Source organism: Nesterenkonia sandarakina, assembly GCF_003003175.1.
Classification (GTDB): domain Bacteria; phylum Actinomycetota; class Actinomycetes; order Actinomycetales; family Micrococcaceae; genus Nesterenkonia; species Nesterenkonia sandarakina_A.
In genome coordinates, this window is sequence record NZ_PVTY01000008.1 from 148,207 (window position 1) to 173,364 (window position 25,158).

General features: G+C 67.7%; 25 protein-coding genes, 2 tRNA genes and 1 pseudogene. 12 read left to right on the forward strand and 16 right to left on the reverse strand.

The window, feature by feature from the left end; translation table 11 throughout:
• Window positions 1-199: 199 nt before the first annotated feature.
• Window positions 200-2,068 carry a peptidoglycan DD-metalloendopeptidase family protein gene (locus BCL67_RS08305; protein WP_258174897.1) on the forward strand — a complete coding sequence of 623 codons (1,869 nt, stop codon included), beginning with the start codon at window positions 200-202 and terminating at the stop codon, window positions 2,066-2,068.
• 81 nt (window positions 2,069-2,149) lie between these two features.
• Here BCL67_RS08305 and BCL67_RS08310 read toward each other — a convergent pair whose 3' ends face one another.
• Window positions 2,150-3,250, reverse strand: coding sequence for a glycosyltransferase (locus BCL67_RS08310; protein ID WP_106123011.1), 1,101 nt, complete (start codon window positions 3,248-3,250; stop codon window positions 2,150-2,152).
• Window positions 3,251-3,317: 67 nt separating this feature from the next.
• Between BCL67_RS08310 and BCL67_RS08315 the strand changes: the two genes are divergently transcribed.
• From BCL67_RS08315 to BCL67_RS08330, 4 genes are all read left to right on the forward strand, one after another.
• On the forward strand, window positions 3,318-4,376 hold the full coding sequence (locus tag BCL67_RS08315) for a zinc-dependent alcohol dehydrogenase (protein ID WP_106122971.1): 1,059 nt from the start codon (window positions 3,318-3,320) through the stop codon (window positions 4,374-4,376).
• A gap of 44 nt (window positions 4,377-4,420) precedes the next feature.
• The gene (locus BCL67_RS08320) at window positions 4,421-4,807 is read left to right on the forward strand and encodes a 6-pyruvoyl trahydropterin synthase family protein (RefSeq protein ID WP_106122972.1); all 387 of its coding nucleotides are present in this window, start codon (window positions 4,421-4,423) and stop codon (window positions 4,805-4,807) included.
• A gap of 67 nt (window positions 4,808-4,874) precedes the next feature.
• Window positions 4,875-4,948 (forward strand) — tRNA-Ile (locus BCL67_RS08325).
• Window positions 4,949-5,048: 100 nt separating this feature from the next.
• Window positions 5,049-6,365, forward strand: a complete 1,317-nt coding sequence (locus BCL67_RS08330) for a PQQ-dependent sugar dehydrogenase (protein ID WP_106122973.1) — start codon at window positions 5,049-5,051, stop codon at window positions 6,363-6,365.
• Between the two features lie 77 nt (window positions 6,366-6,442).
• Here the strand turns inward: BCL67_RS08330 and BCL67_RS08335 are convergent, their stop codons facing one another.
• Genes BCL67_RS08335 through BCL67_RS08345 form a run of 3 tightly spaced genes read right to left on the reverse strand, consistent with a single transcriptional unit; the run spans window position 6,443 to window position 9,348 of the window.
• On the reverse strand, window positions 6,443-7,717 hold the full coding sequence (locus BCL67_RS08335; protein ID WP_106122974.1) for a glycosyltransferase: 1,275 nt from the start codon (window positions 7,715-7,717) through the stop codon (window positions 6,443-6,445).
• On the reverse strand, window positions 7,717-8,358 hold the full coding sequence (locus tag BCL67_RS08340; RefSeq protein ID WP_106122975.1) for a CDP-alcohol phosphatidyltransferase family protein: 642 nt from the start codon (window positions 8,356-8,358) through the stop codon (window positions 7,717-7,719). Before BCL67_RS08340 ends, BCL67_RS08335 begins: the two co-directional genes overlap by 1 nt.
• A 9-nt stretch (window positions 8,359-8,367) precedes the next feature.
• On the reverse strand, window positions 8,368-9,348 hold the full coding sequence (locus BCL67_RS08345; RefSeq protein ID WP_106122976.1) for a phage holin family protein: 981 nt from the start codon (window positions 9,346-9,348) through the stop codon (window positions 8,368-8,370).
• Window positions 9,349-9,428: 80 nt separating this feature from the next.
• On the opposite strand from BCL67_RS08345, the gene BCL67_RS08350 reads away from it, so the two are divergent.
• On the forward strand, window positions 9,429-9,875 hold the full coding sequence (locus tag BCL67_RS08350; protein ID WP_106122977.1) for an NINE protein: 447 nt from the start codon (window positions 9,429-9,431) through the stop codon (window positions 9,873-9,875).
• Window positions 9,876-9,896: 21 nt separating this feature from the next.
• On the opposite strand, the gene BCL67_RS08355 is transcribed toward BCL67_RS08350, so the two are convergent.
• Window positions 9,897-10,763: a siderophore-interacting protein gene (locus BCL67_RS08355; protein ID WP_258174899.1), complete on the reverse strand. Its 867-nt coding sequence runs from the start codon at window positions 10,761-10,763 to the stop codon at window positions 9,897-9,899.
• A 238-nt stretch (window positions 10,764-11,001) separates the two neighbouring features.
• Between BCL67_RS08355 and BCL67_RS08360 the strand changes: the two genes are divergently transcribed.
• The gene (locus tag BCL67_RS08360; protein ID WP_219886455.1) at window positions 11,002-11,451 is read left to right on the forward strand and encodes an Hsp20/alpha crystallin family protein; all 450 of its coding nucleotides are present in this window, start codon (window positions 11,002-11,004) and stop codon (window positions 11,449-11,451) included.
• Between the two features lie 81 nt (window positions 11,452-11,532).
• On the opposite strand, the gene BCL67_RS08365 is transcribed toward BCL67_RS08360, so the two are convergent.
• Window positions 11,533-11,934 carry a VOC family protein gene (locus BCL67_RS08365; RefSeq protein ID WP_106122978.1) on the reverse strand — a complete coding sequence of 134 codons (402 nt, stop codon included), beginning with the start codon at window positions 11,932-11,934 and terminating at the stop codon, window positions 11,533-11,535.
• 75 nt (window positions 11,935-12,009) lie between these two features.
• On the opposite strand from BCL67_RS08365, the gene BCL67_RS08370 reads away from it, so the two are divergent.
• On the forward strand, window positions 12,010-12,600 hold the full coding sequence (locus BCL67_RS08370) for a TetR/AcrR family transcriptional regulator (protein ID WP_106122979.1): 591 nt from the start codon (window positions 12,010-12,012) through the stop codon (window positions 12,598-12,600).
• 82 nt (window positions 12,601-12,682) lie between these two features.
• On the opposite strand, the gene purU is transcribed toward BCL67_RS08370, so the two are convergent.
• Both purU and BCL67_RS08380 read right to left on the reverse strand, forming a co-directional pair.
• On the reverse strand, window positions 12,683-13,558 hold the full coding sequence (gene purU, locus BCL67_RS08375) for a formyltetrahydrofolate deformylase (protein WP_106122980.1): 876 nt from the start codon (window positions 13,556-13,558) through the stop codon (window positions 12,683-12,685).
• 106 nt (window positions 13,559-13,664) lie between these two features.
• Window positions 13,665-13,736, reverse strand: a tRNA-Asn gene (locus BCL67_RS08380).
• 65 nt (window positions 13,737-13,801) lie between these two features.
• Between BCL67_RS08380 and BCL67_RS08385 the strand changes: the two genes are divergently transcribed.
• Entirely contained in the window at window positions 13,802-14,407 is a 606-nt protein-coding gene (locus tag BCL67_RS08385; protein ID WP_258174901.1) for an LOG family protein, read from the forward strand.
• Between the two features lie 16 nt (window positions 14,408-14,423).
• On the opposite strand, the gene BCL67_RS08390 is transcribed toward BCL67_RS08385, so the two are convergent.
• The 3 genes from BCL67_RS08390 to dapE are packed head-to-tail and all read right to left on the reverse strand — an operon-like array spanning window position 14,424 to window position 16,796.
• Window positions 14,424-14,921 carry a GNAT family acetyltransferase gene (locus BCL67_RS08390; RefSeq protein WP_106122981.1) on the reverse strand — a complete coding sequence of 166 codons (498 nt, stop codon included), beginning with the start codon at window positions 14,919-14,921 and terminating at the stop codon, window positions 14,424-14,426.
• A gap of 5 nt (window positions 14,922-14,926) precedes the next feature.
• Window positions 14,927-15,640 (reverse strand): SDR family oxidoreductase, encoded by a 714-nt coding sequence (locus tag BCL67_RS08395; protein WP_106122982.1) that lies wholly within the window; start codon window positions 15,638-15,640, stop codon window positions 14,927-14,929.
• A gap of 22 nt (window positions 15,641-15,662) precedes the next feature.
• Window positions 15,663-16,796, reverse strand: coding sequence for a succinyl-diaminopimelate desuccinylase (gene dapE, locus BCL67_RS08400; RefSeq protein ID WP_106122983.1), 1,134 nt, complete (start codon window positions 16,794-16,796; stop codon window positions 15,663-15,665).
• Between the two features lie 87 nt (window positions 16,797-16,883).
• On the opposite strand from dapE, the gene dapD reads away from it, so the two are divergent.
• Together dapD and BCL67_RS08410 are read left to right on the forward strand one after the other, a co-directional pair.
• On the forward strand, window positions 16,884-17,837 hold the full coding sequence (dapD, locus tag BCL67_RS08405) for a 2,3,4,5-tetrahydropyridine-2,6-dicarboxylate N-succinyltransferase (protein WP_106122984.1): 954 nt from the start codon (window positions 16,884-16,886) through the stop codon (window positions 17,835-17,837).
• A gap of 70 nt (window positions 17,838-17,907) precedes the next feature.
• Entirely contained in the window at window positions 17,908-19,014 is a 1,107-nt protein-coding gene (locus BCL67_RS08410) for a hypothetical protein (RefSeq protein ID WP_106122985.1), read from the forward strand.
• A 126-nt stretch (window positions 19,015-19,140) separates the two neighbouring features.
• On the opposite strand, the gene BCL67_RS08415 is transcribed toward BCL67_RS08410, so the two are convergent.
• From BCL67_RS08415 to typA, 5 genes are all read right to left on the reverse strand, one after another.
• The gene (locus tag BCL67_RS08415; protein ID WP_106122986.1) at window positions 19,141-20,424 is read right to left on the reverse strand and encodes a citrate synthase; all 1,284 of its coding nucleotides are present in this window, start codon (window positions 20,422-20,424) and stop codon (window positions 19,141-19,143) included.
• 129 nt (window positions 20,425-20,553) lie between these two features.
• Complete coding sequence (gene dapC / locus BCL67_RS08420) at window positions 20,554-21,723, reverse strand: succinyldiaminopimelate transaminase (protein WP_106122987.1); 1,170 nt, start codon at window positions 21,721-21,723, stop codon at window positions 20,554-20,556.
• Between the two features lie 37 nt (window positions 21,724-21,760).
• Window positions 21,761-22,081, reverse strand: a complete 321-nt coding sequence (gene fdxA, locus BCL67_RS08425; protein ID WP_036474056.1) for a ferredoxin — start codon at window positions 22,079-22,081, stop codon at window positions 21,761-21,763.
• Between the two features lie 37 nt (window positions 22,082-22,118).
• Window positions 22,119-22,538, reverse strand: a complete 420-nt coding sequence (locus tag BCL67_RS08430; RefSeq protein ID WP_146131112.1) for a hypothetical protein — start codon at window positions 22,536-22,538, stop codon at window positions 22,119-22,121.
• A gap of 44 nt (window positions 22,539-22,582) precedes the next feature.
• The gene (typA, locus tag BCL67_RS08435; RefSeq protein ID WP_106122989.1) at window positions 22,583-24,529 is read right to left on the reverse strand and encodes a translational GTPase TypA; all 1,947 of its coding nucleotides are present in this window, start codon (window positions 24,527-24,529) and stop codon (window positions 22,583-22,585) included.
• Between the two features lie 418 nt (window positions 24,530-24,947).
• Here typA and BCL67_RS16065 point away from each other — a divergent pair.
• Window positions 24,948-25,158 (forward strand): annotated as a pseudogene (locus BCL67_RS16065) (IS110 family transposase); the annotation flags it as partial.

Here is a 25,158-nt window from a genome sequence, read left to right on the forward strand (position 1 = left end):
CCGATCTCTCGGGCAGCTCCTGCGCGTAGTCAGCTGGATTCAGGCGCGCCTGGGCACGAAGAAGTCAGCTGCTGGGGTTCAGCTTAGCCTCTCGGCGGCGTTTTCCCCAACCGTCACAGGGAACCGGTGAAGGCCTGGATGCTCCACACTTCAGCGGGTTCACGGGGATCGGGGTTCGCCGGGGGTGGAGGCTGGGTCCATGGAGCCGGGCAGCTGGGGATTCGGACGACTCAGGGCCGCGGCGCTGGGTCTCGCGCTGCTGCTCGTTGTGGGGGTGCTGACTCCCGCCTCGGCCGGGCCCGCCCCGCCGGAAGTCCACTCCATGGCGCTGGATTCGCCAGCACCCACCCGGGCGCTCTGGCAGCCGCCGGTGGTCGCCGAGGAGCTGCGGCCGTTCGCCAGGCCACCGTCACTCTGGGGTGCCGGTCACCGCGGAGTGGATCTCGGACCTCTGGGGGACGCTTCGAGCATCCGGGCTCCGGCCGACGGGGAGGTCAGCTTCGTCGGCGTCGTCGTGGACCGCCCCGTGCTCTCCATCCGGCACGGCGACGGCTATCTCAGCTCCTTCGAACCCGTGGAGAGCAGCCTGGAGGTCGGGGACCGGGTCAGTGCCGGGGATCCGGTGGGAACGCTGGCCCAAGGCACCGGACACTGCGCCACACCCTGCCTGCACTGGGGCGTGCGGCTCTACGGGGAGTACATCAATCCGCTCACACTCACCGGCGAGGTCGAACCCTCGGTGCTGCTGCCCCTGGAGACCGGTGCAGGCCCCGTCCCGATCCGAGGTGGAAGCCCGAATCCCGGAACTAGTAGGATCTTGCCCCCGATGACCGCCCCTGACCGGACAAGACCAAGAGGAGCACGCGTGGCCCGACGTTCCGCGCAGCAGAGGACCAACCGCAGCCAGCACGATCCCGGGAACGGATCCGGGCGCAGAAGCACATCTGCGCCGAGCACCAGACGGGTCCGGACCCTGGTGCAGCGGCCGGAGTTCCTCACCGATGTGCTGCAGATCCTCAAGACCGTGATCGCGGGCACCGGGGCCTGGTGGGTCTCGACCTCCGTTTTGGAATCCGAGCTGGCATTCCTGGCACCGTGGACGGCGCTGCTCACCGTCCACGCCACCGTCCACCGCTCGCTTTCCCGCGGCATCCAGACCACCATCGCGTCCAGCCTCGGCGTCGGCCTGTCCTTCCTCATCGGGTACTTCCTGGGCGTCAGCCTGTGGACCTTCGCCCTGGCGCTGCTGGTCGGAGTGGTCGCGGCGCGGATCTCCTGGATCCGGGATGAGGGAATCGCGATCGCCACCACCGCGATCTTCGTGCTGGGCAGCGGCTTCGACGATCAGACGGGACTGCTGGATGACCGCATCATCGAAGTCGCCGTCGGGGTTGCCGCTGGCCTCCTGGTGAACCTGCTGATCGTGCCGCCGCTGCGGGACAAGCAGGCCAGCCGCTACGTGGACAGCATCAACGAACGGATGGGCAGCGTGTTGGTGAACATCTCCCAGGAGTTCTCCGACTCCTGGGACACCGATCAGGCGGAAGCCTGGTTCCAGGAGACCGAGTCGATGACCCGGGAGCTGAACTCCGCCTGGACCGTGGTGCGCTTCGCCCGTGAGTCTCGGCGCGCCAACCCGCGCGCCCGGCAGGGGATGCAGAGCCTGCGGGCGAGCAGCTGGAACTCCGAGGAGGCAAGCTACGAAGAGATCCTCGAACGAGTCGACGAGGGAATCTCCCACCTGCGGCACCTGACTCGCACCCTGCGCGAGGCGACCTACGTCGAGGGCGAATGGAACGAGAGCTTCCGTGAACAATGGGCACAGATCGTCGGAGACGCCGGCCGGGCGATCGCGGACCCGGATGCGGACGTCGCCTCCATGCACGAGAACCTCAGCGCGCTCTCCCGGGAGATGGCAGAGGACACCGGACTGCCCGGAACGTCCTGGCCGCTGTATGGCTCACTGATCTCCAGCGTGCGGCACATCGTCGTCGTCGTCGACGACGTCGCTTCGGCCCGTCAGGCTCGCGAAGCAACCTCCGAGAACCCGGCCACCGGCTCAGAGTGACCACCGCCGCGCAGCTGAACAGCCGAACCCGTGGGCCGCTGGGCCGCGGCGAGCGGATCAGCCCGCGAGACCCCGCAGGGATCAGCCGCGCATGGCCGACCCATGCCCGGCGAGCCGCTCCCCCAGCGCGACCAGCGCCGCGGCCGAGTCCTGCCAGGAGAACTCGAGGCTCCGGGCCCGGGCCGCAGCGGAGGCGCGGGCAAACGTGGCGGGGTCCTCAAGCCGGCGCACCGCCTGAGCGAACGCGTCTGGATCCTGACCGGGAACCACCTGGGCGCCTGACTCCGCGACGGCCGCTCCCCCGATCTCGGTGAAGATCGGCAGGTCTGAGAGGACACAGGGCGTGCCGTGCGCCATCGCCTCTACCACCGGCAGGCCGTAGCCCTCCGCCGCCGAGAGCGTGACCAGGGCACTCGCGCGCCGCAGGAGGGTTCGATACTCGGCATCGGAGATCCCGCGATGGAAGACCAGCTGCTCGGGATCACGCGCCAGGGCGCGAAGCTGAGCCTCGCGGGAGGCTGGGATCGGGCTGCAGAGGTGCAGGGTGTACTCCGGGAGCCGGTTCAGCCCGGCGATCAGAGCCTCGACGTTCTTGTACCCCATGAAGGAGCCCATATAGACGAGCTCCTTCGTCGGCGCAGCACCTGGCTCGCGGGGTCTTTCGACCACCGGCGGTGCATTGGAGATCAGCTCCACCGGACGGCGGGTCAGCCCATGGGCGCGGATCAGCCCGCGGGTGGTCTCGGAGACCGTGGCGACGGCGTCGGCCTGGTTCAAGACCAGCCGTTGAGGCAGGTAGGACAGGTGGTAGGCCCGCCAGCCCAGGCGCACCAGGGGCGGGAGGTCCCGTGGCGGGGTGCGGTGGGCGTAATAGATGAGGTCGTGCAGGGTGAGGATCAGCGGGTAGGTCCGCCCGCGGCCGCCCATCGTCTGCATCGGGGAGAACACGACGTCGGGACGGTGCGGGTTGATCTGCCGGGCGACCCAGGGTTCGCGGGCGGAGGTCGGTGAGGAGACCTGCAGGTGCGGCAGGTCCGGGAGCAGGTTCAGCTGCTCCGGATCGCTGATCAGCATGGTGACTTCGGCCTGTTCGGCGGCCGCCTCGACGAGGGAGGCGGTGAATCGGGAGATGCCGTCATGGACCTGGGTCCGGGTGTACCGGCAGTCGAAGAAGAGCTTCAGCACAAGCCGATTCTGGCACAGCCGCTGGTGAGAGGGCACAGCGGACACCTCTGGCATGATGAGTGTCATGAGCGAGTCGAGCTTCACCGGTGTCAGCCCGGATGTCCAGGGCCACGGCCAGTCTCCCGAGACGTCTCGCCAGTACTGGACGGAGTCCGCCGACACCGGGGCGCTGCGCAAGGTCCCGCTCCCGTCGCCCGGACCCGGTGAGCTGCTGATCGAGACCCTGCACAGCGGCATCTCCCGCGGCACCGAGTCCCTGGTCCACCGCGGCGAGGTGCCTGCCAACATCACCGAGATCATGCAGGCCCCCTTCCAGCTCGGCGAGCTGCCCTTCCCGGTCTCCCACGGCTACCTCAATGTCGGGGTGGTCCGGCAAGGCAGCGAGGGGCTGATCGGGCAGACGGTCTTCACCCTGGCGGGTCACCGGGAACATGTCGTGGTGCCCAAGGCCGCCGCCCATGTGCTGCCCGAGGGCTGTCCTCCGCAGCGGGCGCTGCTCGCCGGGATCGGTGAGGTGGGACTCAACGGACTCTGGGAGGGACCCGTCATGGTCGGTGACCGGGTCGCCGTCGTCGGAGGGGGTCTGATCGGGCTGACCACCGCGCTGCTGGCCTCCACCATGGCGCTGCAGCGGCTGCAGGTCGTAGAGATCGACGCCGAGCGGCGCGGCTTCATCGAATCCCTGGGCCTGGACGCCGTCACCCCCGAGGACGCGGGACTCGACAACGACGTGGTCCTGCACAGCTCGGCCAGCTCCGCCGGGCTCGCCACCGCGCTGCGCCTGGCCGGCGACGACGCCGTGGTGGTGGAGCAGTCCTGGTACGGCACCGGAGACCAGCAGATCCCGCTGGGCGCCGACTTCCACGCCCGCCGACTGCGCATCGCCGCCACCCAGGTCGGTCAGGTGCCCGGCCCCCGGCGGATGCGGCGCACCCGCGGCCAGCGCCTCGCGACGGCGCTGGCGATGCTCGACTCCCGGTTCGACCTGCTGATCAGCGGGCACTCGCCGCTGGCCGAACTGCCGGCCGTGATGCAGGACGTCGCGTCCGGCGCACCCTGGACCCGGGAACAGATCCTGCACGTGATCGATCACCCGCTGGCGGCGCACCACGCCTTCGGGTGATCCGTGCCGCGAGAACCCCTTAACCCCACCACCCGAGGAGAGCCATGAGCCGCTTCCGCCTGACCGTCGATGACCACATCATGATCGCGCACAGCCTGCAGGACCCGTTCTTCGGACCGGCGCAGAACCTGCACGGCGCCACGCTGAGCATCCAGGCCAGCTTCTTCCGCGAGGGCCTGAACGAGTACGGCGTGGTCCTGGACATCGGAGCCGCCACCGAGCTGCTCGCCGCCACGCTGGAGCCGCTGCGGTACAAGAACCTCGACGAGGTGCCCGAGCTGGCCGGGAAGTTCACCACCACCGAGGTGATCATCGACCACATCGCGCAGAAGCTGGCCGCCGGGCTGCCTACCGATCACGGGCTCACCGCTCTGGAGGTCGAGGCCGAGGAGCACCCGCGCGCTCGAGCCTCCGTGCACGTTCAGCTCTGACCGGAGAGGCTCGGTAGTATGTCCGAGTGTCCTCGCAAAGCGACATTTCTGCGGCGCGAGGACCCGAGGGGCGTTAGCTCAGTTGGTTAGAGCAGAGGACTCATAATCCTTTTGTCCTGGGTTCAAGTCCCAGACGCCCTACCCTCGCAACACCAGGCCGTGCCGGATCGGCCGTCTGGCCAGGCACCCTAGACTCCGCCACACATTCCGGCCGGACACCGCTGTGAACTAGGGTCAGGTCATGGGACGTCTACCAGTGATATCTGCCGGAATCCTCGCCTCACTGCTGCTGGTGAGCTGTGCAGATTCCACGGAGGGTCAGACCGGCGGTGGTGAAGACGCCGCCTCCGACGCCAGCGCCGACACCACGGCCGACGCCAGCGCTGACGCGACGGACACCGGCGAAGCCGGTGAGACGGGTGAATCCGGCAGTGCGACCGAGGACGCCGCAGGATCCGAGCCCGCAGACGAACCGTCGGACTCCCCGGAGAGCCCCGACCCAGATGGCGCGCCGTTCACCATCACCGAACAGGGCAGCTATGCCGCCCCCTGGGCGCTGGAGTTCCTGCCCGGCACCGAGCAGATGCTCATCACCAGCCGGTACGGGGAGCTCTTCCTGCGCAGCACCACCGAGGCAGACGCCGCCGAGGACATCAGCGTGGCCGGCCTGCCGGAGGACATCGTCGTCGACGGGCAGGGCGGGCTGGGCGACGTCGTCGCCGCCCCTGACTTCGAGGAGAGCCAGCGCGTCTATCTGAGCTGGATCAACTCCTCGGAGGCAGGCACCGGCGCCGTCGTCGGGCACGCCACCCTGGTGGACTCCGGGGACAGTGCGGCGCTGAAGGACCTCACGGTGATCTGGGAGCAGGACCCGAAGACCTCCGGGTCCGGGCACTTCTCGCACCGCCTGGCGTTCAGCCCGGACGGGGAACACCTCTATGTCACCTCTGGTGACCGGCAGCAGCTGGACCCGGCACAGGATCTCTCCAGCGGTCTGGGCAAGGTCATGCGCCTGACCCCCGAGGGCGATCCGGCCCCGGAGAACCCCTTTGCCGAGGACGGGGATGTCACCGAGGAGATCTGGACCTACGGCCACCGGAACCCGCTGGGCATCGACTTCGACGCCGACGGGCAGCTCTGGGTCTCCGAGATGGGCCCCGAGGGCGGCGATGAGCTGAACCTGCTCGAAGCGGGTGAGAATTACGGCTGGCCCGAGGCCTCCAACGGCTCCCAGTACGGCGGGGCCGAGATCCCCGATCACATCGAGGGCGACGGCTTCGCGCCCCCTGCCGCCTGGTGGACCCCCTCGATCTCGCCCGGCAGCCTGATGATCTACCAGGGTGAGATGTTCCAAGGCTGGGCCGGCAGCGCCTTTCTGGGCGCCCTGTCCGGAGAAGCGCTGGTCCGGGTGGAGCTCGACGGAGACCAGGCCGGAGCAGAGGAGATCTGGGAGATGGGGGCGCGGATCCGCGATGTGGAGCAGGCCCCAGACGGAAGCATCTGGATCATCGAGGACGGCGACTCCGCGGAGCTGCTGCGACTGACCCCTCCGGAGTGACCCGCTGAATGACGCCGCCGGAATGACCCCTCCGACAGCGCCTTGACCAGAAGCGGCGTGTCCAGCGGCGCATCCCGTTACGGGGTGTGCCGGCTCTCGATCCAGTCGGCGCCGCGGTAGAGCTTCTCGAAGGCGTTCATCGTGGCGTTGAGGCTGTGCCGGCCCGCCCGCTCACGGCTGCGCTCGCCCATCTGGATCCGCTGCTCCGGGCTCACCGCGAACAGCTGTTCCAGCCGAGCTGCCAGGTGCGCGGAGTTGCCGGGCTCGAAGAGGTAGCCGTTGACCCCGTCCTCGACCAGGTGCGGCAGCGCGAGAGCGTCGGCGAGGACCACGGGGAGCCCGGCGGACATCGCCTCCAGGGAGACCAGCGACTGCAGCTCCGCAGTTCCGGGCTGGCAGAACACGTCGGCCTCGAGGTAGGCCAGCCGCAGCGCATCCTCATCGACATGCCCGCGCATGCGGACCCGGTCGCCGAGTCCCAGCTCCTGGATCTGCGCAGCGAGAAGAACGCGCTGCTCTCCGTCGCCGACGATGTCGAGCCCGATCCCCAGCGCCGGATCAGTCTTGGCGATGGCCTCGATGAGCACGTCCACGTTCTTCTCCACGGCGAGACGACCGACGAACAGCACCGTCGGGCGCTCGGGACGGGCCAGGACCTCACCGGGGCGCACCCGGTAGTTCTCGACGTCGATCCCATTGGAGAGCGGAAGCACCTTCTCGAATCCCGCGCGTTCCATCATGGTCCGCGCCGCGAGCGGGGTCGGAGTGGTGACCACCGCGGCCTTGCCCATCAGCTTGCCCATGTCGCGCCAGGAGTTCTTCGCCACGATCCGGCGGAACCAGGCGGGGAACGGCAGGAACGGGTCGAGGTTCTCCGGCATGAAGTGGTTGGTGGCGATGGTGCGCAGGCCCCGCTCGGCGGCGGCATCGATGGCGGCCTTGCCGATCATGTAGTGGCACTGCACGTGCACGACGTCGGGCTGCAGCTCGTCCATCAGCCGCCCCATCGCGGGCTCCACCAGCCAGGGCAGGCAGAGCCGAATGTATTCGTGAGTGGGCGCCTTGAAGGACCGGAACCGGTGCACCGTCGCTTCGTCGGTGTGTTCCACCATGTCAGGACCGCGGCTGGTCCGTGCGGCGGCGATGTGCACCTCGTGACCGCGGGCGGCCATGTTCTTCGCGAGCCGGTGGCTGAAGACCGCTGCGCCGTTGACGTCGGGAGGATAGGTGTCTGCTGCGATCAGGATGCGCAGCTTGCCCGTCGTGTGCTCACCGCGGTTCTCCGTGGACTGCTCGGTCGACTTCTCGGCTGGCTCCTCGTGGGGCGCCTCGCCGGGCACAACGTTGACCATCAGGGTGTCGATTCCTCCTCGATGCCCGGATGGGCCTGTTCGCGGCGCAGCCGCTCCGCCTTGCGACGGGCCTTGATGAAGTAGTCAGCAGAAGCAATGATATGCATCCCGGCACCCAGCGCCAGGAGGACGAAGGCGATCTCGGGTACCAGGCTCTCGCACAGCATCTCGGTGGACCCCAGCAGCGCCAGCGGAAGCCCGATCAGCAGGAACGCGGTGCGCAGCTTCCCCAGCACGGTGACCTTCAGCGGCGGAGGCCCTTTGAAGAGCACGTAGGTGTTCACCGAGAGGATCAGGTCGGGAATCACCACGGCGAGGACCACCCAGACCGGCACCACGCCGAAGGTCGCAAGCGTCGCGGAGACGATGATCAGCGAGAGCCGATCGGCCAGCGGATCCAGCCACTGACCCACCGTAGACATCTGATCGAAGCGTCTCGCGATGTACCCGTCGATCCAGTCAGTGCTGGAGAGACCGACCAGCACCCAGAAGGCAGCCATGTACTGGTTCTGCGCGACCAGGACCACGAACACCGGGATCAGAAGGAACCGCAGCACGGTCACGATGTTCGGCGCGGTCCAGAAGGTCTTCCGGACGGTGTACTCGAAACCGTCCTGGGTTCCGGCACCGATCAGTCTCACCGGGGCAGTTTATTTCTTCACAAGCTCGCGGAGGAAGACTGCACCGGCGGCGGCCGAACCGGCGACGACGGCGAGCGGCTTCCACCGCGCCGCCACGAACTCTCCGGCGGCATGTGCGCCCGACTCCTGGTCGGAGGCGGCGGGAACGCCGTCGATCTTGGGCTCCTGGGAGGTGAGGCGCACCGGCGCACCGGCGGCGCCTCGCGTCTTCCCCGTGACGGGGGCCTGGTCACCCGGGCGAGGCGTCTCGGGTCCGGACGTGACGGTCTTCGGCTTGGAGCCGCCACGAGCCTTGGAGCTGAGCCGGTCGGCCAGGTCCTTGACGTTCTCGGCCTTCTCCTTGGCGCTCTCGGCGATGAGCCGGGTGCCGGAGGTGATCTGGTCCTGCAGCGACGCCAGGTGATCGCGGCGCAGGCCGGTGCGGCGCAGCAGCTCGCTGTAGGTGGGAGGGGTCGGTGAGCCGGCGCCGGGGACCTTGGCGTCCTTCTTGGCCTGCTCGGCGGCCTGACGCTTGGACTCTTCCTTCTGCCGACGCTTCTCGGAATCGGCCTGGTCCAGGCTCGCCGGGTCGAAGCGGGTGCCCTCGCGAGCCACACCGAGATCGAGGCGGAAGCCGCGGATGGCGTCCTCAGGCAGCAGCGGCATCGTCTTCTTGAGCTTCAGCAGCCCGATCAGCGCGAAGATCAGCGCGATGATCAGGAAGATGCCGGCCACGATCAGCGCGGCGGCCCAGGGCTGGAAGACCAGCGAGAGGGCGGCGACGGCGGCGATGATGAGCGCGACCACGAGGAAGGCGAGGAAGACCACGCCGACCACCATGAGCCCGACCGCGATGCCTGCGGCGACGCCCTTGGACTTCATCTGGGCGACGGCCAGCTGGATCTCGTCGTTGATCTGCTTGGGGCCGAGTCGCAGTACGACCTTGATCACATCGAGCAGCGACGTGCGGGGCGCCGTGCCCTTTGTGCGGCCGGTTCCTGGCTGAGACAAGACTGCGCCTCCATATAAGTGATGGTGCTCAAGGGTGGGTGTTCAGTTCACTACAAACTACCACCTATACGATTGACAACATGGCTGACCAGTACGATTTCGAAGAGCTCTACGCCAACACCTACACCGACGCTGATCAGCGCGCCTACGAGTCGCAGCCCGCCTCGGAGAAACGTTTTGCGATCGCCTGGCTCCTGACACTTCTGCTGGGTCCCACGGGGGCCCATCGCTGGTATCTGAACCGGCCCGTCTCGGCGGTCCTCATGATGGTGGCGAGCATCGCCGCAGTCGTGCTGATGGTCGCTGACCAGACGAACCTCGGGCTGCTGTGTGTGACCGTGGTCTTCGCCTGGACTCTGCTGGACATGATCATGCTGCTCGCCGGACAGATGCGCGACACCCACGACCTGCGCCTGGCCGGGCACCGCGAACGGGCCGGCCTGTTCTCCGCGATCACCGTGGTGCTGCTGGCACTCGCCCTGATGGTCGCGCTGATCATCGGCACCAGTTCAGGAGTGGCGGGCTGAGCCCGATCCGAGCCTGACTGCTCAGTCCTCGATCTGCCCCACCGGGGTGCGCTTCTCGGCCTGGAACTGATCCTCGATCCGCCCATGCGCCCAATAGGCCGAGAGTGACATCGCCTTGCGATCAAGGCCCTTCTGATCCACCAGCATGCGCCGGATCCGCTTCATCTGGGCGCGCTCGCCATGCACGAAGACCTGCACGTCTCCCTCCGGGATGGTGAGCTCCTCGAGGTACTCCGCGAGCATCGTGGTCTCGGGGCTGAAGTCGGCCTCACGATGCAGCCACACCAGGTCCATGCCGGCCGGGACGTCCAACGGCTGACGCTCCGCGGCATCCCGGACCTCGACGACGGCGACGCCGCGAGCATCCTGCGCCATCGACTCGAGCGCCGAGGCGATCGCTGGCAGCGCCGCCTCGTCACCGGCGAGCAGGTGCCAGGCGGCGTCCCCGCGCGGGGCGTAGCCGCTGCCGGGTCCGAAGAAGCTGATCAGGTCGCCCACCTCGGCGCCCTTCGCCCACACTCCGGCACGGCCGACGTCTCCATGGACCACGAAGTCCACCCAGATCTGCGCATTGAGGTGGTCGACATGCCGGATCGTGTAGGTCCGCGTCACGGGCATCTGCTCGGTGCTCAGCTGCTCGCGCAGGGCGTCCATGTCATAGGGGCGGCTGAGGTCCACGCCCTCCGGCAGCTGGGCCGACTCCACACCCTGGGGCAGGAAGAGCAGCTTGATGTATTGATCCGTGGCGGGCGACTCCCCCACGGACTTGAACTCGATCGCTGCAAACCCAGGCCCGCCCAGGATGAGGCGCACCATGTGCGGGCTGAGCTGCTTCTTGGCTTCCACGGTGAGGACGTGCTGGACGCGCGTTTTCTTTGACTTGGACACCCCGGCACTCTAATCGAACCGACCCCGGCGGCGGAGGTGAACCTCAGTTGAACGCCGCTGTATTGCGACAGAAGTCCGTGCCCAAATCTCAGGGCCACCATTTCAGGGGCAATCTCCGGCGAAAGTTGAGTGCATCGTGCTCAAGTTTGGAATATACTGGGCTCAGGTTCCGTTGGAACCATCGCCGCAAGGCACCAACCCTGTCCCATAGAGCAATGAGTACAAGGAGCTGATTGCTGTGATCAACAACTCTCTGACCCGGCTGGACCCCTTCACTCTCCTCGACGACGTCTTCCGGACCGTCCGAGCCCCCTCGATGGACGTGGCGCAGCGTCAGGCCGGCTTCGTGCCCGCCGTGGACGCCCACCGCGAGGGTGAGGACCTGGTCCTGCGCGCCGACCTCCCTGGCATCGACCCGGACAAGGACGTCGCGGTGGAGCTGACCGGCCGCACCCTGACCGTCTCCGGTGAGCGCCGCAGTGAGACCGAGGCCGAGGGCCTCCGCGAGGTGCGCTACGGATCCTTCTCCCGGACCATCACGCTGCCGGGCGAGGTCTCCAGCGACGCGATCTCCGCGACCTACGAGTCCGGCGTACTCACGGTCCGCGTGACCGGGGTCTACGCCACCGAGCAGCCGCGCAAGATCCAGATCTCCTCCACCGAGCGCGAGAAGAAGATCGAGTCCTGATCCTCCCGCTTCTCATCGAGGGGCGGATTCTCCGAGCAGCTTGGCCCGATTCCGGGGTCAGACAACCGGAGAATCCGCTCCTCACCGCTGGTGCTGCAGGTACTCGGCACTGGGTTCGATCTGCTCGATGATGTCGATCAGGACGCGGTCGGGCCCGTTGATGATGAAGTGCCGCTGGCCGAAGTCCTCGCTGCGCAGCGAGAGCACGATGTCCAGGTCGCCGCGGGACGCCAGCTGCGCATGGACCGCGTCGACGTCGTCGACCTCGATGTTGAGCAGCAGACCCTGGGCCGTGGTTCGGTGGCCCTCCGGAATCGTCGGGTGATCCCAGGCCAGGATCGCGAGCTCGAAGCGCTCCCGCCGAAGGCTGACATACCAGTCCGAGTCGTAGACCGGCTCGAAGCCCAGCACGTCGCGGTAGAAGGTGGATGCGGCGGCGACATCTCGGGACATCACCACTGGATAGAAGCTGGACCAGCCCATGAGCGAACTCCTTTACGTACTATGTGTATGTAACAGAGTCAGATTACATACACGATGTACGTAAAAGAAGGTTCCATGCCTCGCGCCAGTGCCGCCGCAGCCGCGCAGACCGCCGAAGAGATTCTCCGCTCCGCGATCCGGCTGCTGGCTGAACGCGGCTTCGCGGAGGTCTCCATCGATGAGGTCGCCCGAGACGCCGGGGTGACTCGCGGCGCGGTCTACCACCACTACGCCAATCGCCTCGGACTCTTCACCGCCGTGGCGGGGGCGCTGCAGGCCGCGGTCGCCCGATCGGTGGTCTCCGCGGCGGAGTCCGCCGGGGACGCCCCGGAGCAGCAGCTGCGCGCGGGCTGTCATGCCTTCCTGGACGCGATCACCTCGGCCTCCACGGCACGGACGCTGCTGGTCGATGCACCCTCGGTCATCGGCTGGTCCATCTGGCGGGCGCAGGATGCGCAGAACTCCGCGGCCGAGCTTCGGCTCGCGCTGGCCGAGGTCGGCGTCGAGGCCGAGCTGGTGGACCCGACGACGGCGCAGCTCTCCGGGGCGATGAACGACGCCGCGCTCTGGATCAGCGAGCAGCCCGATCGTGCCGCGGCTCGGGAAGCGGCACACCGGGTGTTGGACCGATTGATCGACGCGATCCTCCCCCGCACTCCCCGTTGAGCGGCGGATTCTGCGGGCATCTCACGGGCAGATCGGCCCAGACTCGTCGCAGAATCAGCCACTCGATGAGAAGGCCGAGGCGCTAGAAGACGATCGTGGTGCTGCCGTTGCGGATGACGCGGTCTTCGCAGTGCCACTTCACCGCGCGGGAGAGCACGGCGCGTTCGACGTCGGCCCCGAACCTGGTGAGCTGGGCGACGTCGTCGCTGTGGGAGACCCGGATGACGTCCTGTTCGATGATCGGACCCTCGTCGAGATCCTTCGTCACGTAGTGCGCGGTGGCACCGATGAGCTTCACGCCGCGATCAGCGGCCTTCTGGTAGGGGCCGGCGCCGATGAACGCGGGCAGGAAGCTGTGGTGGATGTTGATCACCGGAGCGCCGACCTGATCGAGGAAGTCTTCGGAGATGATCTGCATGTACCGGGCGAGCACGATCATGTCGACGTTGCCCTGCAGCAGCTCCAGGTGCCGGGCCTCTGCCGCGGCCTTGTCCCCGTTGACCACCGGCACGTGGAAGTACGGGATCCCGAAGGGACGCACATCCTCGGCGAGGTCGGCGTGGTTGGAGATGACCATGACGATGTCCATCGGGATCTCACCGCGGCGGTGCCGCCAGAGCAGGTCCAGCAGGCAGTGGTCGGTCTTGGACGCGAAGATCGCGACCCGCTTGGGCTGATCTGCCTCGGAGAGGGAGTAGTCCATGGAGAAGCGCTCAGCCAGCTTGGTCTGGATCGCCTGCTCCACCGCAGGCTTCGCCGCGGCGAGCCCCGGCAGGTGGAACACGGTGCGCTGGAAGAAGCGACCGTCCTCCACGCCGGTGGAGTACTGGTCGAGGCTGATGATGTTCCCGCCGACCTCGGCGATGAGCTCCGAGACGGCCGCCACGATCCCCGGCTGGTCCGGGCAGGAGATGATCAGCCGGGCGATGTCGTGGGTCTTCGTCTCAGTGGCGCGCATCAAGTCTCCGAATCAGGTTCTCCAGGTCAGTGCGGCGGAACAGCGTCGCACGAAAAACACTATGGCATGAAGAACGCCCCCGCCCGTGAGGGCGAGGGCGGATCTGCTCCCCCAGTTGGATTCGAACCAACAACCGCTCGATTAACAGTCGAGTGCTCTGCCGTTGAGCTATGGAGGATTGCGACTAAAAAAGTCTAGCAGGGGTTCCCGGCCGCTGGGAAATCGCTGTGAAATCATAGCCACGTGACGCCTATCTCACTCGACGCCCCAGCAGCTGCCCCCGAGCCTCGGTTCCATGCTCTCACGGTCTTCACCGGGTCCGCGTCCGGGGCCGACCTCGATTACACCGAGGAGGTCCGTCGGCTCGGCAGCGCGCTGGCCGGGGCTCAGATCAGCGTGGTCTACGGCGGCGGGAAGGTCGGCCTGATGGGGCAGATCGCCGACGCGGCGCTGGAGGCCGGCGGCGAGGTCCACGGGGTCATCCCCGAGGTGCTGATGGGACGCGAGGTCGGACACCACGGACTGACCTCCCTGGAGATCGTGCCCGATATGCACACCCGGAAGTCCCGGATGGCGGACCTCGGCAACGGATTCATCGCGCTGTCCGGCGGGATGGGGACGCTCGAGGAGTTCTTCGAGGTGTGGACCTGGCAGTACCTGGGTCTGCACAGCAAGCCCGTGGGGCTCTACAACGTGAAGGGATTCTGGGAGCCGTTGCTGGACATGGTGGACCACATGGTCGATGAGGGCTTCATGTCGGCCTGGCGCCGCGAGGCGCTGGTGATCAGCGCCGACCCGCAGGATCTGATCTCGAAGCTGCGCTCCTGGACGCCTCCCCTCGGACGCTGAGCGCAGCCCGCGAGACTCAGCCCTCGGTCTGGGTCTCCCCCGCGCTGACCTGGGTGTCGAGCCCAGTGTCGACCTCAGTGTCCAGACCAGTCTCACGCTCCGGGTCCAACCAGCGACCCAGCACCACGGTGTCCTGGTCGGTGTAGCCCAGTGCCCGGTAGAAGTCCTGGACCTGGGCGTTCTCCTGCCGGACCATGAGCATCAGCTTGGGCACCCCGCGCTGACGCAGCCAGCCCTCGGCCCCGGCGAGCAGCTGTTTGCCGAGCCCCTGGCCCTGCTGGCGCTCGTCGACGGCGAGGTAGTAGATCCATCCGCGGTGGCCGTCCTGGCCGACCATCACGGTGCCGGCCAGCTCCCCCGCGGCATCGATCGCCGCGAGCACCGTGGACTCGTCTCCGGTGAGGGCCCGCCGGCAGTCCTCATGCGGGTCGTTCCAGGGGCGGGTGAGACCGGCTCGGTGCCAGAGCTCGACGGCGGCGTCGAGAAGCTCCGCCGGCAGCTCGGTGACGCGCAAGACGGCTACTTCTGCACCGGGCGGATGGAGATGCTCTCCACCATCGAGGCGTCCTCCATGTCCACCACGGTGCGCGCCGCTTCGGCGATGGCCTGGGGAGAGATGTAGATGCCGCCGTCGTAGCTCTCGTTGCCCATGGACTGCTGGAGCGCGACCTGCATGTCGGTGTCGACCCGGCCGGGGTGGATCGAGGTGACCTTGACCTGGCCGCGCTCCTCCTCCCGGAGTGCGTCGGTGAGCGCGCGCAGCGCGAACTTCGTCCCGGAGTACATCGAGCTGCCCGGGCCGGCCGTGAAGCCGGCGCCGGAGTTGATGCTCAGCACCTGCCCGTTCGCCTCGCGCAGCAGCGGCAGTGCGGCGCGGGTCAGCTCCGCGACGGCGAAGACGTTGACCGTGAACATCTCCTGGAACTGAGCCGGGGAGGTCTCTGCGACCGGATTCATCCAGGCCAGCCCGGCGGAGTGGACGACCACGTCCAGTCGGCTGAGCGCAACCGCCTGCAGCGCGGGGGCGATGGCGTCGAGATCGGTCAGGTCGACCAGGAACGGCTCTGCGCTGGGCAGGGTCTGCACCACGGCGTCCACGGTCTCGGGGTTCGTTCCGCCGACCAGGATGTGATGATCGCGGCCCAGTTCGGCGGCGATGGCCTTGCCGATCCCGCGGGAGGCGCCGGTGATCAGGGCCACTGGACGGGTGGTGGAGGTCTGTTGTTCGGTCATGACCTCAGCCTAGAGGATCTGCTCAGCCGCCCAACAGCCAGCGGTGCAGCGCGGTGTGGCAGTCCCGCACCGCCTGCGCGGTGACGTGTTCGTCGTCGGAGTGCGCCAGCAGCGGGTCGCCAGGACCGAAGTTCACCGCGGGGACTCCCCTGGCCGAGAAACGCGCGACATCGGTCCAGCCATATTTGGGCATCGGCTCCCCGCCGACCGCGGCGATGAACGCCTTCGCCGCCGGGTGATCGAGCCCGGGACGCGCTGCCGCGGAGCTGTCGGTGACCCGCAGCTTCTCCTCACCGATCCCGGCCGCGGCGAGGACCTCGCGGACATGGGCGTGGGCCTGCTCCTCGGTCTTGTCCGGGGCGAAGCGGTAGTTGATCTCCACCACGGTGGAATCCGGGATGACATTTCCGGCCACCCCGCCGCGGATCCGCACGGCGTTGAGCCCCTCGCGGTACTCCAGACCTTCCACCGTGATGGTCTGCGGCGCGTAGTCGCTGAGCACCCGGAGCAGCCCGGCGGTGCCGTGGATCGCGTTCTGCCCCATCCAGGCGCGCCCGGAGTGCGCGGCGACCCCGGGGATGGTCACCTCGAAGCGGCAGGTGCCGTTGCAGCCGCCCTCCACCACCCCGTGGGTGGGTTCCAGCAGCACCGCGAAGTCACCGTCGAGCAGCTCGGGCACGGTGCGCATCACCCGGCCGAGCCCGGACTTGCTGGCCTCGACCTCCTCGTGGTCGTAGAAGACCCAGGTGATGTCCCGGTCCAGGGAGCCGCCCGCGGCCAGGTGCGCGGCGACGTCCTCGGCCAGCTTCAGCTGCACCGCCACGCCGCCCTTCATGTCGGTGGCGCCGCGGCCGTAGAGCACGTCGTGCCCCTCGGCCTGCTCCCAGCGCGGCGGGACGGTGCCGCGGGAGCCGGGTGTGGTCGGCAGCGGCACCGTGTCCAGGTGCCCGGCGAGGATGATCCGCTCCGACGCCCCGGTCTCGGTGCGCGCGATGATGGTGTCGCCGTCGCGGTGCAGGCTCAGGCCACCCAGATTCTGCAGCGCCGACTCCACGGCGTCGGCGAGGGCCGCCTCATTCCCGGAGACGGATTCGCAGACGATGATCGCCTCGGTGAGCGCGGCGACGTCGCCGGAGAGCATTCCACGGATATCCATCCGTCCAGCCTAGGCGAACGTCCCCGCACCCGGGACCCGCAGAGCCGGGCTCCTGGGCGCTTCGCGCAGAAAAAGTAGGATGGTGCCATGAGCACTGAGAATCGAACCGCATCCGGCCATGGCCTCGCCACGGTGACCACCGACGGCACCGTCCTGGACACCTGGTTCCCGCGCCCCGTGATGGCCCCCCTGTCCGAGAACGACGACGACGAGCTGCTCGCCGACCTGCAGGCCGCCACCGGCGAGGATCCCGACCGTGGGGTGAGCACCCAGGTGGTCTCCGTGGAGTCTGACCTGGACTCCGAGGCCAGCTCAGCCTCCGACGTGTGGCTGCGCCTGCACCTGCTCTCGCACCGGCTGGTCAAGCCGCGCAGCATCAACCTCGACGGCATCTTCGGGCACCTGGCCAACGTGGTGTGGACCAACTTCGGCCCCTGCGCCGTGGCCGGCTTCGAGACCACCCGGCTGAAGCTGCGCGCCCGCGGTCACGTCAGCGTGCACTCGATCGACAAGTTCCCCCGCCTGGTCGACTACGTGACCCCCTCCGGCGTGCGCATCGGCGACGCGGACCGGGTCCGCCTGGGCGCACACCTGGCCGAGGGCACCACTGTGATGCACGAAGGCTTCGTGAACTTCAACGCCGGCACCCTGGGCACCTCCATGGTGGAAGGCCGGATCTCCGCCGGGGTCGTGGTCGGCGACGGCACCGACATCGGCGGCGGCGCGTCCATCATGGGCACCCTCTCCGGCGGCGGCAGGGAGAAGATCACCCTGGGCGAGCGCGTTCTGCTCGGCGCGAACTCCGGTGTGGGCATCTCGGTGGGCGACGACTGCGTCATCGAGGCGGGACTCTACGTCACCGCCGGCACCAAGGTCTCGGTGCTCGCCGATGACCGCACTGTGATGGACACCGTGAAGGCCTCCGCACTCTCCGGCGTGCCGAACCTGCTCTTCCGCCGCGACTCCGTCACCGGCGCGGTCCAGGCAGTCCCCCGCAAGGGCCAGAAGGTCGAGCTCAACGCAGCCCTGCACCGCAACTGAGCCTCCGCGTCGCGGCCGCCGCGCCGCCGCCGAGCCGCACCCGAGCAGGAACTGAACCGAGAGGTCTTCGATGAGCCCGCGCGCTGATCGCCCCATCACCGTCACCCGCACCGTTTACCGACGCCGGCGACGGGTCAAGGCCGTGGTGGCCATCACCGTGGTCGCGGCCGCCGTCGGGGCGACCGGCTACGGAGCCTGGCAGTTCATCGAGGAGAACGAGTATCTCCTCGATGAACGCTGCTCGGTCACGGTGGGCGAGGTCGAACATCGCCTCACCCCCGCGCAGGCCTATTCGGCCGCGCACCTCGCCGCGGCGGCCGCGGAGCGCGACCTGCCGGTTCAGGCCGCCACCGACGCGATCGCGATCTCGCTGCAGGAGACGAGCCTGGACAATCGCGCCGACCCGGTGGAGGAAGACACCGAAGACGTCGAGGACGGATCAGGGGACGCAGAGTCAGGCGAGGACGCAGAGGCTGCGGAGGATCAGGCCCCGGCGTCGCCGGTGCTCTTCGCCGACGGCGGCCCGCAGTGGGACGCCGTGAATGCGACCAGCTCCACCCCGACCACCGCGGAGGACTTCTACGCCCGGTTGATCGACAGCCGCGACGGCGAGGGCGAGGGTGACCTGGAATGGTCCCCGGACCTGGGACTCGAGGAGGTCGCCGAGGCACTGGGCCGGCCGCAGAACCCGACGTTCTACCCGCAGCATGAGGAGCTCGCGCGAGCCTTCGCCCGGCCGCTGACCGGCCTGCAGCCCATGGTGATGACATGCCAGCTCAGTCAGATCGAGGTGCCTGGCCCTGATGCGGAGGGCCTGCAGAACGAGTTGGAACGCTCGCTCTCCGGGATGCTCGGAGCCGACGCCGCTGCCGTGGAAGGCACCGGCGAGTCCGCCGTGGTCCGGGTCTCGGTGAGCGACGTCGACGACGAGGCCGGGGCCACCGAGTCGGGCTCCGCGGAGGACGCGGACGCCGCAGAAGACGACGCGGAAGCTGCCGCGACCGAGCACACCGAGCCGGAGTGGCTGGTGGCGCAGTGGGCGGTGGCCTCCGCAGAGACCTACGGGGTGCAGTCGGTCCACGCCGGCGCCTATGAGTGGCACCGCGATTCGGGCCAGTGGGAGCGCGTGGAGACCGTCAGCGACGACGCCGTGGTCATCGGATTCTCCCGCCGCTGAGCTTCACGGGCGCGCTGACCCCTCACATGCATTGAGCGGCGGATTCTGCGACTGTCTGAAGCCGATCAGGCCTCGAGATGGTCGCAGAATCCGCCGCTCAACGAAGATGGCTGACGTGCGGGAGGGTCAGACTCCCGGGTAGTTCCGCTCGGGCTCGCCGATGTAGATCTGGCGGGGCCGCCCGATCTTGGTGGAGGGATCCTCGATCATCTCGCGCCACTGCGCAATCCAGCCGGGAAGCCGGCCCAGCGCGAAGAGCACGGTGAACATCTTCTCCGGGAAGCCCATGGCCTTATAGATCAGGCCGGTGTAGAAGTCCACGTTCGGGTAGAGCTTGCGCTCGATGAAGTAGTCGTCCTCCAGCGCCTTCTGCTCCAGGCGCTGGGCGATGTCGAAGAGCTCGTCGTCGCCGCCGAGCTTGGCCAGCAGGTCATCGGCGAGGCCCTTGACCACGCGGGCGCGCGGGTCGTAGTTCTTGTAGACCCGGTGGCCGAAGCCCATGAGCCGGACGCCGTCCTCCTTGTTCTTGACCTTCTCCATAAAGGCCTCCGGGCTGACGTCGCCGGACTGGATCTGGCGCAGCATGCCCAGCACCGCTTCGTTGGCGCCGCCGTGAGCGGGGCCGTAGAGGGCGTTGATGCCGGCGGAGACCGAGGCGAAGAGGTTCGCCTGCGAGGAGCCGACCAGGCGCACGGTGGAGGTGGAGCAGTTCTGCTCGTGGTCCGCGTGCAGGATCAGCAGCGTGTCCAGGGCCTTGACGATGTCCGGGTCCAGCTCGAACTGCTCGGCAGGCACGCCGAAGCAGCCGCGCAGCAGGTTCTCGACCAGGGTCAGGTTGTTGTCCGGGTAGAGCATCGGCTGACCGATGGACTTCTTGTACGCGTAGGCCGCGATCGTGGGGACCTTCGCGAGCATCCGGTAGGTGGAGCGCTCCACGTGGTCCTTGTTGAAGGGATCCAGCGAGTCCGGGTAGTACGTGGACAGCGCGGAGACCGCCGAGGAGAGGACCGGCATCGGGTGGGCGTCGCGCGGGAAGCCGCCGAAGAAGTCGCGCAGCTCTTCGTGGAGCAGGGTGTGCCGACGGGTGACGTCGTCGAAGTCGGTGAGCTGCTGCTGGGTGGGCAGCTCGCCGTAGATGAGCAGGTAGGAGACCTCGAGGAAGCTGGACTTCTCCGCCAGCTGCTCGATGGGGTAGCCGCGGTAGCGCAGGATGCCTTCATCGCCATCGATGTAGGTGATCGCCGACTGCGCGTTTGCAGTGTTCATGAAGCCGGGGTCATAGGTGACAGCGCCGGTGGTCTTCAGCAGGGGTGCGATACCGAGACCGACATTGCCCTCCACGGACGAATGCACGGGTAGTTCCAGATCTCCCCCCTGATAATTCAGGCGGGCAGAAGACTGCTCAGTCATGGGTCTCCTTATCAGACACACTAGGGGGATATCATGACAAACCTACCGTCTGGTCACCATCGGTTGCCAGTTGTGTCCTGGTTCACGGCATCGGGTGTAACCTGCGCCGGCTCCGGGCGAGCGCGCAGCTCAGCCGGCGAGCCGCTTCGCCGCAGCGGCGATCCGCTCATCTGTGGCGGTCAGCGCGACGCGGATGTATCCGTTGCCCTGCTCCCCGTAGAAGACCCCGGGGCCGACGACGATCCCGCGCTGCGCCAGCTCATCGACCAGCCTCCAGGTGTCTTCCGCGGTGGCCGCCGAGGCGTCGGTCCCGTTGGCGCGGCACCACAGGTAGAGCCCGGCGATCGAATCCTCGATCTGCAGGCCGGCTGCCCGCAGCGCGGGAAGCATCAGCGCACGACGCCGGCGGTAGAGCTCACGCTGGGCGTCGACATGGGCGTCGTCGTCGAGCGCGGCGGCAAGCGCGGCCTGGATCGGGGCTGGCACGATCATCCCGGCGTGCTTGCGGGTGTTGATCAGTCCGCTGATCAGCTCCGGGCAGCCGGCCGCGAAGGCGGCGCGGTATCCGGCGATGTTCGACTGCTTCGATGCCGAGTAGACCGCGATCAGTCCGCAGTGGTCTCCCCTGCCGGTCTCCGGATCGGTGCCGCAGACCCGCGGGTCCAGGATCGAGGGGACGTCGTCGTCGGCGACCTCCCAGGGCAGCTCGGCGTAGCACTCGTCGGAGGCGACCACGGCCCCGATTCGACGGGCCAGCTGGACCACCTCGCGCATCCACTCGACCCCGGCCACCGCGCCGGTGGGGTTCGAGGGTGAGTTGATCCAGATCAGCTTGACCCGCTGGAGCGTCTCCTCATCGAGGCTGAACGGGTCATCGGTGGCCAGCGGGGTGGCGCCGGCGATCTGCGCCCCGATGTCATAGGTCGGGTAGGCCACCAGCGGGCGCAGCACGACGTCGGCGCTTCCGGCTCCTGCGCGGGCGCCGATCCCCAGCAGGGTCGGCAGCCAGGCGACGAGCTCCTTGGAGCCGACCGTGGGCAGGATGTTCTCCGGGTCCAGGTCGGTGACCCCGCGGCGACGGGCGAACCAGGCGGCGATCGATTCGCGCAGCGCGAGCGTGCCGTGAGTCGTGGGGTACCCGGGGGCATCCGCGGCGGCGGTGAGCGCCGCCTGGATCACCTCAGGGGTCGGATCCACGGGGGTGCCGATGGAGAGGTTGACGACACCCTCGGGGTGCTGCCGCGCCTTCTCGACATAGGGAGCCATCGCGTCCCAGGGGTACTCAGGAAGTGTCAGCATTCAGGCCTCCGCGGAGTGGGTGATCAGCGCTGCGGGGTCACTGCTGCTGCGGGGGCAGGGCGGCGACGATCTCGTGATCCTTGGGGATCAGTCCGACCTTCGCTGCGCCGCCGGGGGAACCGACCTCGTCGAAGAACTCGACGTTGGCGCGGTAGTACTCAGACCACTGCGACGGGGTGTCGTCCTCGTAGTAGATGGCCTCCACGGGACATACGGGCTCGCAGGCGCCGCAGTCCACGCATTCGTCGGGGTGGATGTAGAGCATCCGATCCCCCTCATAGATGCAGTCCACAGGACATTCATCGATGCAGGCCTTGTCCTTCAGATCCACGCAAGGAAGGGCGATGATGTACGTCATGGACTCCTCTGTCTTTCTACGAGTGCGTAACTAGAGTCTACCGAGATACGGAGCGGTCCCGCACAACGATCCACTTGACGAGGACCATTGCCACCAGGGTGACCGCCGCGGTGCCCAGCCACCAGATGACCGAGGCCAGCGTGGGTCCGGGCAGCAGCTCCATGGCTTCAGGGCTGTAGGGCACGACCAGCTGATCGGGTCCGGGCCAGAGATACGCGATCGAGGCCACGGTGAAGGTGGTCACGCCCATCAGCATCGGCTCCAGCAGGGAGCCGCTCTTGAGTCCGGCCCAGAGCTGCGCCATCAGGCACATCAGCAGGGCCAGGGCCGCACCCCACGGCAGGACGGTCCCGGTCTCGGTGGCTCCGAGCATCAGGATGTTGCCGTGGAGCACGGTGCCCAGGATCCCGAGCACCACCCCTGCGGAGAAGCACACGCCCAGCAGAGCTGGTCGCATCGAGCTTCTCCGCGAGGGTGTCGCGGTGTCCTGCGGGGCGGTCATTACTGCGAAGCGCTCTTCTTCTTGCGTGTGTCACGCATGCGCTCGGAGGAGTTCAAGATGACCTTGCGGATGCGGATCGAGTGCGGGGTGACCTCGACGCACTCATCCTCATTGGCGAACTCGAGGGACTCCTCGAGGGTCAGCTTGGTCGGCGGGGTCAGGCCCTCGAAGGAGTCGGCAGCCGCTGCACGCATGTTGGTGAGCTTCTTCTCCTTCGTGATGTTGACCTCCATGTCGTCGTGGCGAGCGTTCTCGCCGACGACCATGCCCTCGTAGACCTCTTCCTGCGGGTCCACGAAGAAGGTGCCGCGCTCCTGCAGGTTGATCATGGCGAACGGGGTCGCCGTGCCGGTGCGGTCGGAGATCAGCGAACCGGAGGTGCGGTACTCGATCAGGCCCTTCCACGGCTCGTAGCCTGCCGCGTAGGACGAGGCGATGCCGGCGCCTCGGGTGTCGGTGAGGAACTTGGTGCGGAAGCCGATGAGGCCGCGAGCGGGCACCATGAACTCCATGCGGATCCAGCCGGTGCCGTTGTTGGTCATCGTGGTCATGGTTCCCTTGCGGGAGGCCATCAGCTGGGTGATCGCACCCATGAACTCCTCGGGCGAGTCCACGATCATGTTCTCCATGGGCTCGTGCAGCTTGCCGTCGATCTCGCGGGTGACGACCTGCGGCTTGCCCACGGTCAGCTCGAAGCCTTCGCGGCGCATCTGCTCGACCAGGATGGCCAGCGCGAGCTCGCCTCGACCCTGGACCTCCCAGGTGTCGGGACGCTCGGTCGGGAACACCTTGAGCGAGACGTTGCCGATCAGCTCCTTGTCCAGGCGATCCTTCACCTGGCGGGCGGTGACCTTCGCGCCCTTGACCCGGCCAGCCATCGGCGAGGTGTTGATACCGATGGTCATGGAGATCGCGGGATCATCCACGGTGATGGTCGGCAGCGGCTTCGGGTTCTCCAGGTCGGTGAGGGTCTCACCGATCATGATGTCGGAGATGCCGGCGACGGCGACGATCTCGCCTGGCCCGGCGGACTCCGCAGAGACGCGCTCCAGACCCTTGGTGGCCAGAAGCTCGGTGATCTTCACCGTCTTCATGGTGCCGTCCTTGCGCGCCCAGGCGACCTGCTGGTTCTTCTTCAGCGTGCCGTTGAAGATGCGCAGCAGAGCCAGACGGCCCAGGAACGGGGAGGCGTCGAGGTTGGTGACGTGCGCCTGGAGGACCTCGCCGGAGTCGTACTTCGGGGCCGGGACGTGCTCCAGGATGGTGTCGAACAGCGCTTCGAGATCTTCGCTGTCGGGCAGACCGCCGTCTTCGGGCTGGTTCTTCGAGGCGCGACCGGCCTTGCCGGAGGCGAAGACCACGGGGACGTCCAGCACGGAGTCCAGATCGAGGTCAGGGTTCTCCTCGGCGACGTCGGAGGCCAGGCCCAGGAGCAGGTCCATGGTGTCGGAGACGACGCCGTCGATGCGAGCATCGGGACGGTCGGTCTTGTTCACGACCAGGATCACCGGAAGCTGTGCGTTGAGTGCCTTGCGCAGCACGAAGCGGGTCTGGGGCAGCGGGCCCTCAGAGGCGTCCACCAGCAGCACGACGCCGTCGACCATGGAGAGTCCGCGCTCGACCTCACCGCCGAAGTCGGCGTGGCCGGGGGTGTCGATCACGTTGATGGTGACCTTGTCCATGCCGGCGTGCTTGGTGGCGGCCGGACCGGAGTAGAACACGGTGGTGTTCTTGGCCAGGATCGTGATGCCCTTTTCCTTCTCGAGCTCGCCGGAGTCCATGACCCGGTCCTCGAGATCGCCGTGGCCACCGACAGACTTGGTCTGGGTGAGCATGGCGTCGACCAGAGTGGTCTTGCCGTGGTCGACGTGGGCGACGATGGCGACGTTGCGCAGATCCTGGCGCTCGTCAGTGCCTGCAAGTGTACGAGCGGCAGCAGTGGTCATAAGTGGGGCAACGCCTTCCATAGAGGAGAGTGACGTGTCTGGTCGGTCGATGTCGTGTCTTGACTCGTCCATGTCACGCCGTGGTTCTACATGTGGTTCAACAGTGTGGATTCGGGTGGGTCAGAGCGCACGGGCACACGGCCGTGTCGCGACCACACCATTCAAGTGTACGGCCTTGAGCGGCGAGTGCGGCAATGACGGTGATCACCGCCCCGGGAGTTCGCCTCGGAAGCGGCTTGAGCGGCACCTGCGGCCGAGGGTCAGCAGCGGTCACAGGCGCCGCCTCGGGACTAGACGTATGAAGTAGCTCCTTGCGGTCCGCGAGGGGTTGCGGGCCGGGGCCCCACTCACAGAGATTCGTGGATTACCGGACAAGACGCCCCTTGCCCGGCCTTGCCGACATTTGTGGGAGGCCCCGGTGTTTACCGAGCGTACGAGTGTTGGGCTCGATGTGCACGCACGATCTGTCTTCGCGGCAGCAATCGACAGCGACACAGGAGAGCTCTTCCAATCACGACTGACCCCATCTCCCGAGCACATCCTCACCTGGGTCCAAGACCTGCCGGGCCCGGTGGCGGTGGCCTACGAGGCCGGCCCGACCGGGTTCGGTCTCTACCGGACACTGCTCG

Coding starts and splice junctions, on each gene's coding strand:
- BCL67_RS08305 (WP_258174897.1), top strand. CDS start 200: ATGGAGCCGGGCAGCTGGGGATTCGGACGACTCAGGGCCGCGGCGCTG.
- BCL67_RS08315 (WP_106122971.1), top strand. CDS start 3,318: ATGAGCGAGTCGAGCTTCACCGGTGTCAGCCCGGATGTCCAGGGCCAC.
- BCL67_RS08320 (WP_106122972.1), top strand. CDS start 4,421: ATGAGCCGCTTCCGCCTGACCGTCGATGACCACATCATGATCGCGCAC.
- BCL67_RS08330 (WP_106122973.1), top strand. CDS start 5,049: ATGGGACGTCTACCAGTGATATCTGCCGGAATCCTCGCCTCACTGCTG.
- BCL67_RS08335 (WP_106122974.1), bottom strand. CDS start 7,717: ATGGTCAACGTTGTGCCCGGCGAGGCGCCCCACGAGGAGCCAGCCGAG.
- BCL67_RS08350 (WP_106122977.1), top strand. CDS start 9,429: ATGGCTGACCAGTACGATTTCGAAGAGCTCTACGCCAACACCTACACC.
- BCL67_RS08365 (WP_106122978.1), bottom strand. CDS start 11,934: ATGGGCTGGTCCAGCTTCTATCCAGTGGTGATGTCCCGAGATGTCGCC.
- BCL67_RS08370 (WP_106122979.1), top strand. CDS start 12,010: ATGCCTCGCGCCAGTGCCGCCGCAGCCGCGCAGACCGCCGAAGAGATT.
- purU (WP_106122980.1), bottom strand. CDS start 13,558: ATGCGCGCCACTGAGACGAAGACCCACGACATCGCCCGGCTGATCATC.
- BCL67_RS08395 (WP_106122982.1), bottom strand. CDS start 15,640: ATGACCGAACAACAGACCTCCACCACCCGTCCAGTGGCCCTGATCACC.
- dapE (WP_106122983.1), bottom strand. CDS start 16,796: ATGGATATCCGTGGAATGCTCTCCGGCGACGTCGCCGCGCTCACCGAG.
- dapD (WP_106122984.1), top strand. CDS start 16,884: ATGAGCACTGAGAATCGAACCGCATCCGGCCATGGCCTCGCCACGGTG.
- BCL67_RS08410 (WP_106122985.1), top strand. CDS start 17,908: ATGAGCCCGCGCGCTGATCGCCCCATCACCGTCACCCGCACCGTTTAC.
- BCL67_RS08415 (WP_106122986.1), bottom strand. CDS start 20,424: ATGACTGAGCAGTCTTCTGCCCGCCTGAATTATCAGGGGGGAGATCTG.
- dapC (WP_106122987.1), bottom strand. CDS start 21,723: ATGCTGACACTTCCTGAGTACCCCTGGGACGCGATGGCTCCCTATGTC.
- fdxA (WP_036474056.1), bottom strand. CDS start 22,081: ATGACGTACATCATCGCCCTTCCTTGCGTGGATCTGAAGGACAAGGCC.
- BCL67_RS08430 (WP_146131112.1), bottom strand. CDS start 22,538: ATGCGACCAGCTCTGCTGGGCGTGTGCTTCTCCGCAGGGGTGGTGCTC.
- typA (WP_106122989.1), bottom strand. CDS start 24,529: ATGACCACTGCTGCCGCTCGTACACTTGCAGGCACTGACGAGCGCCAG.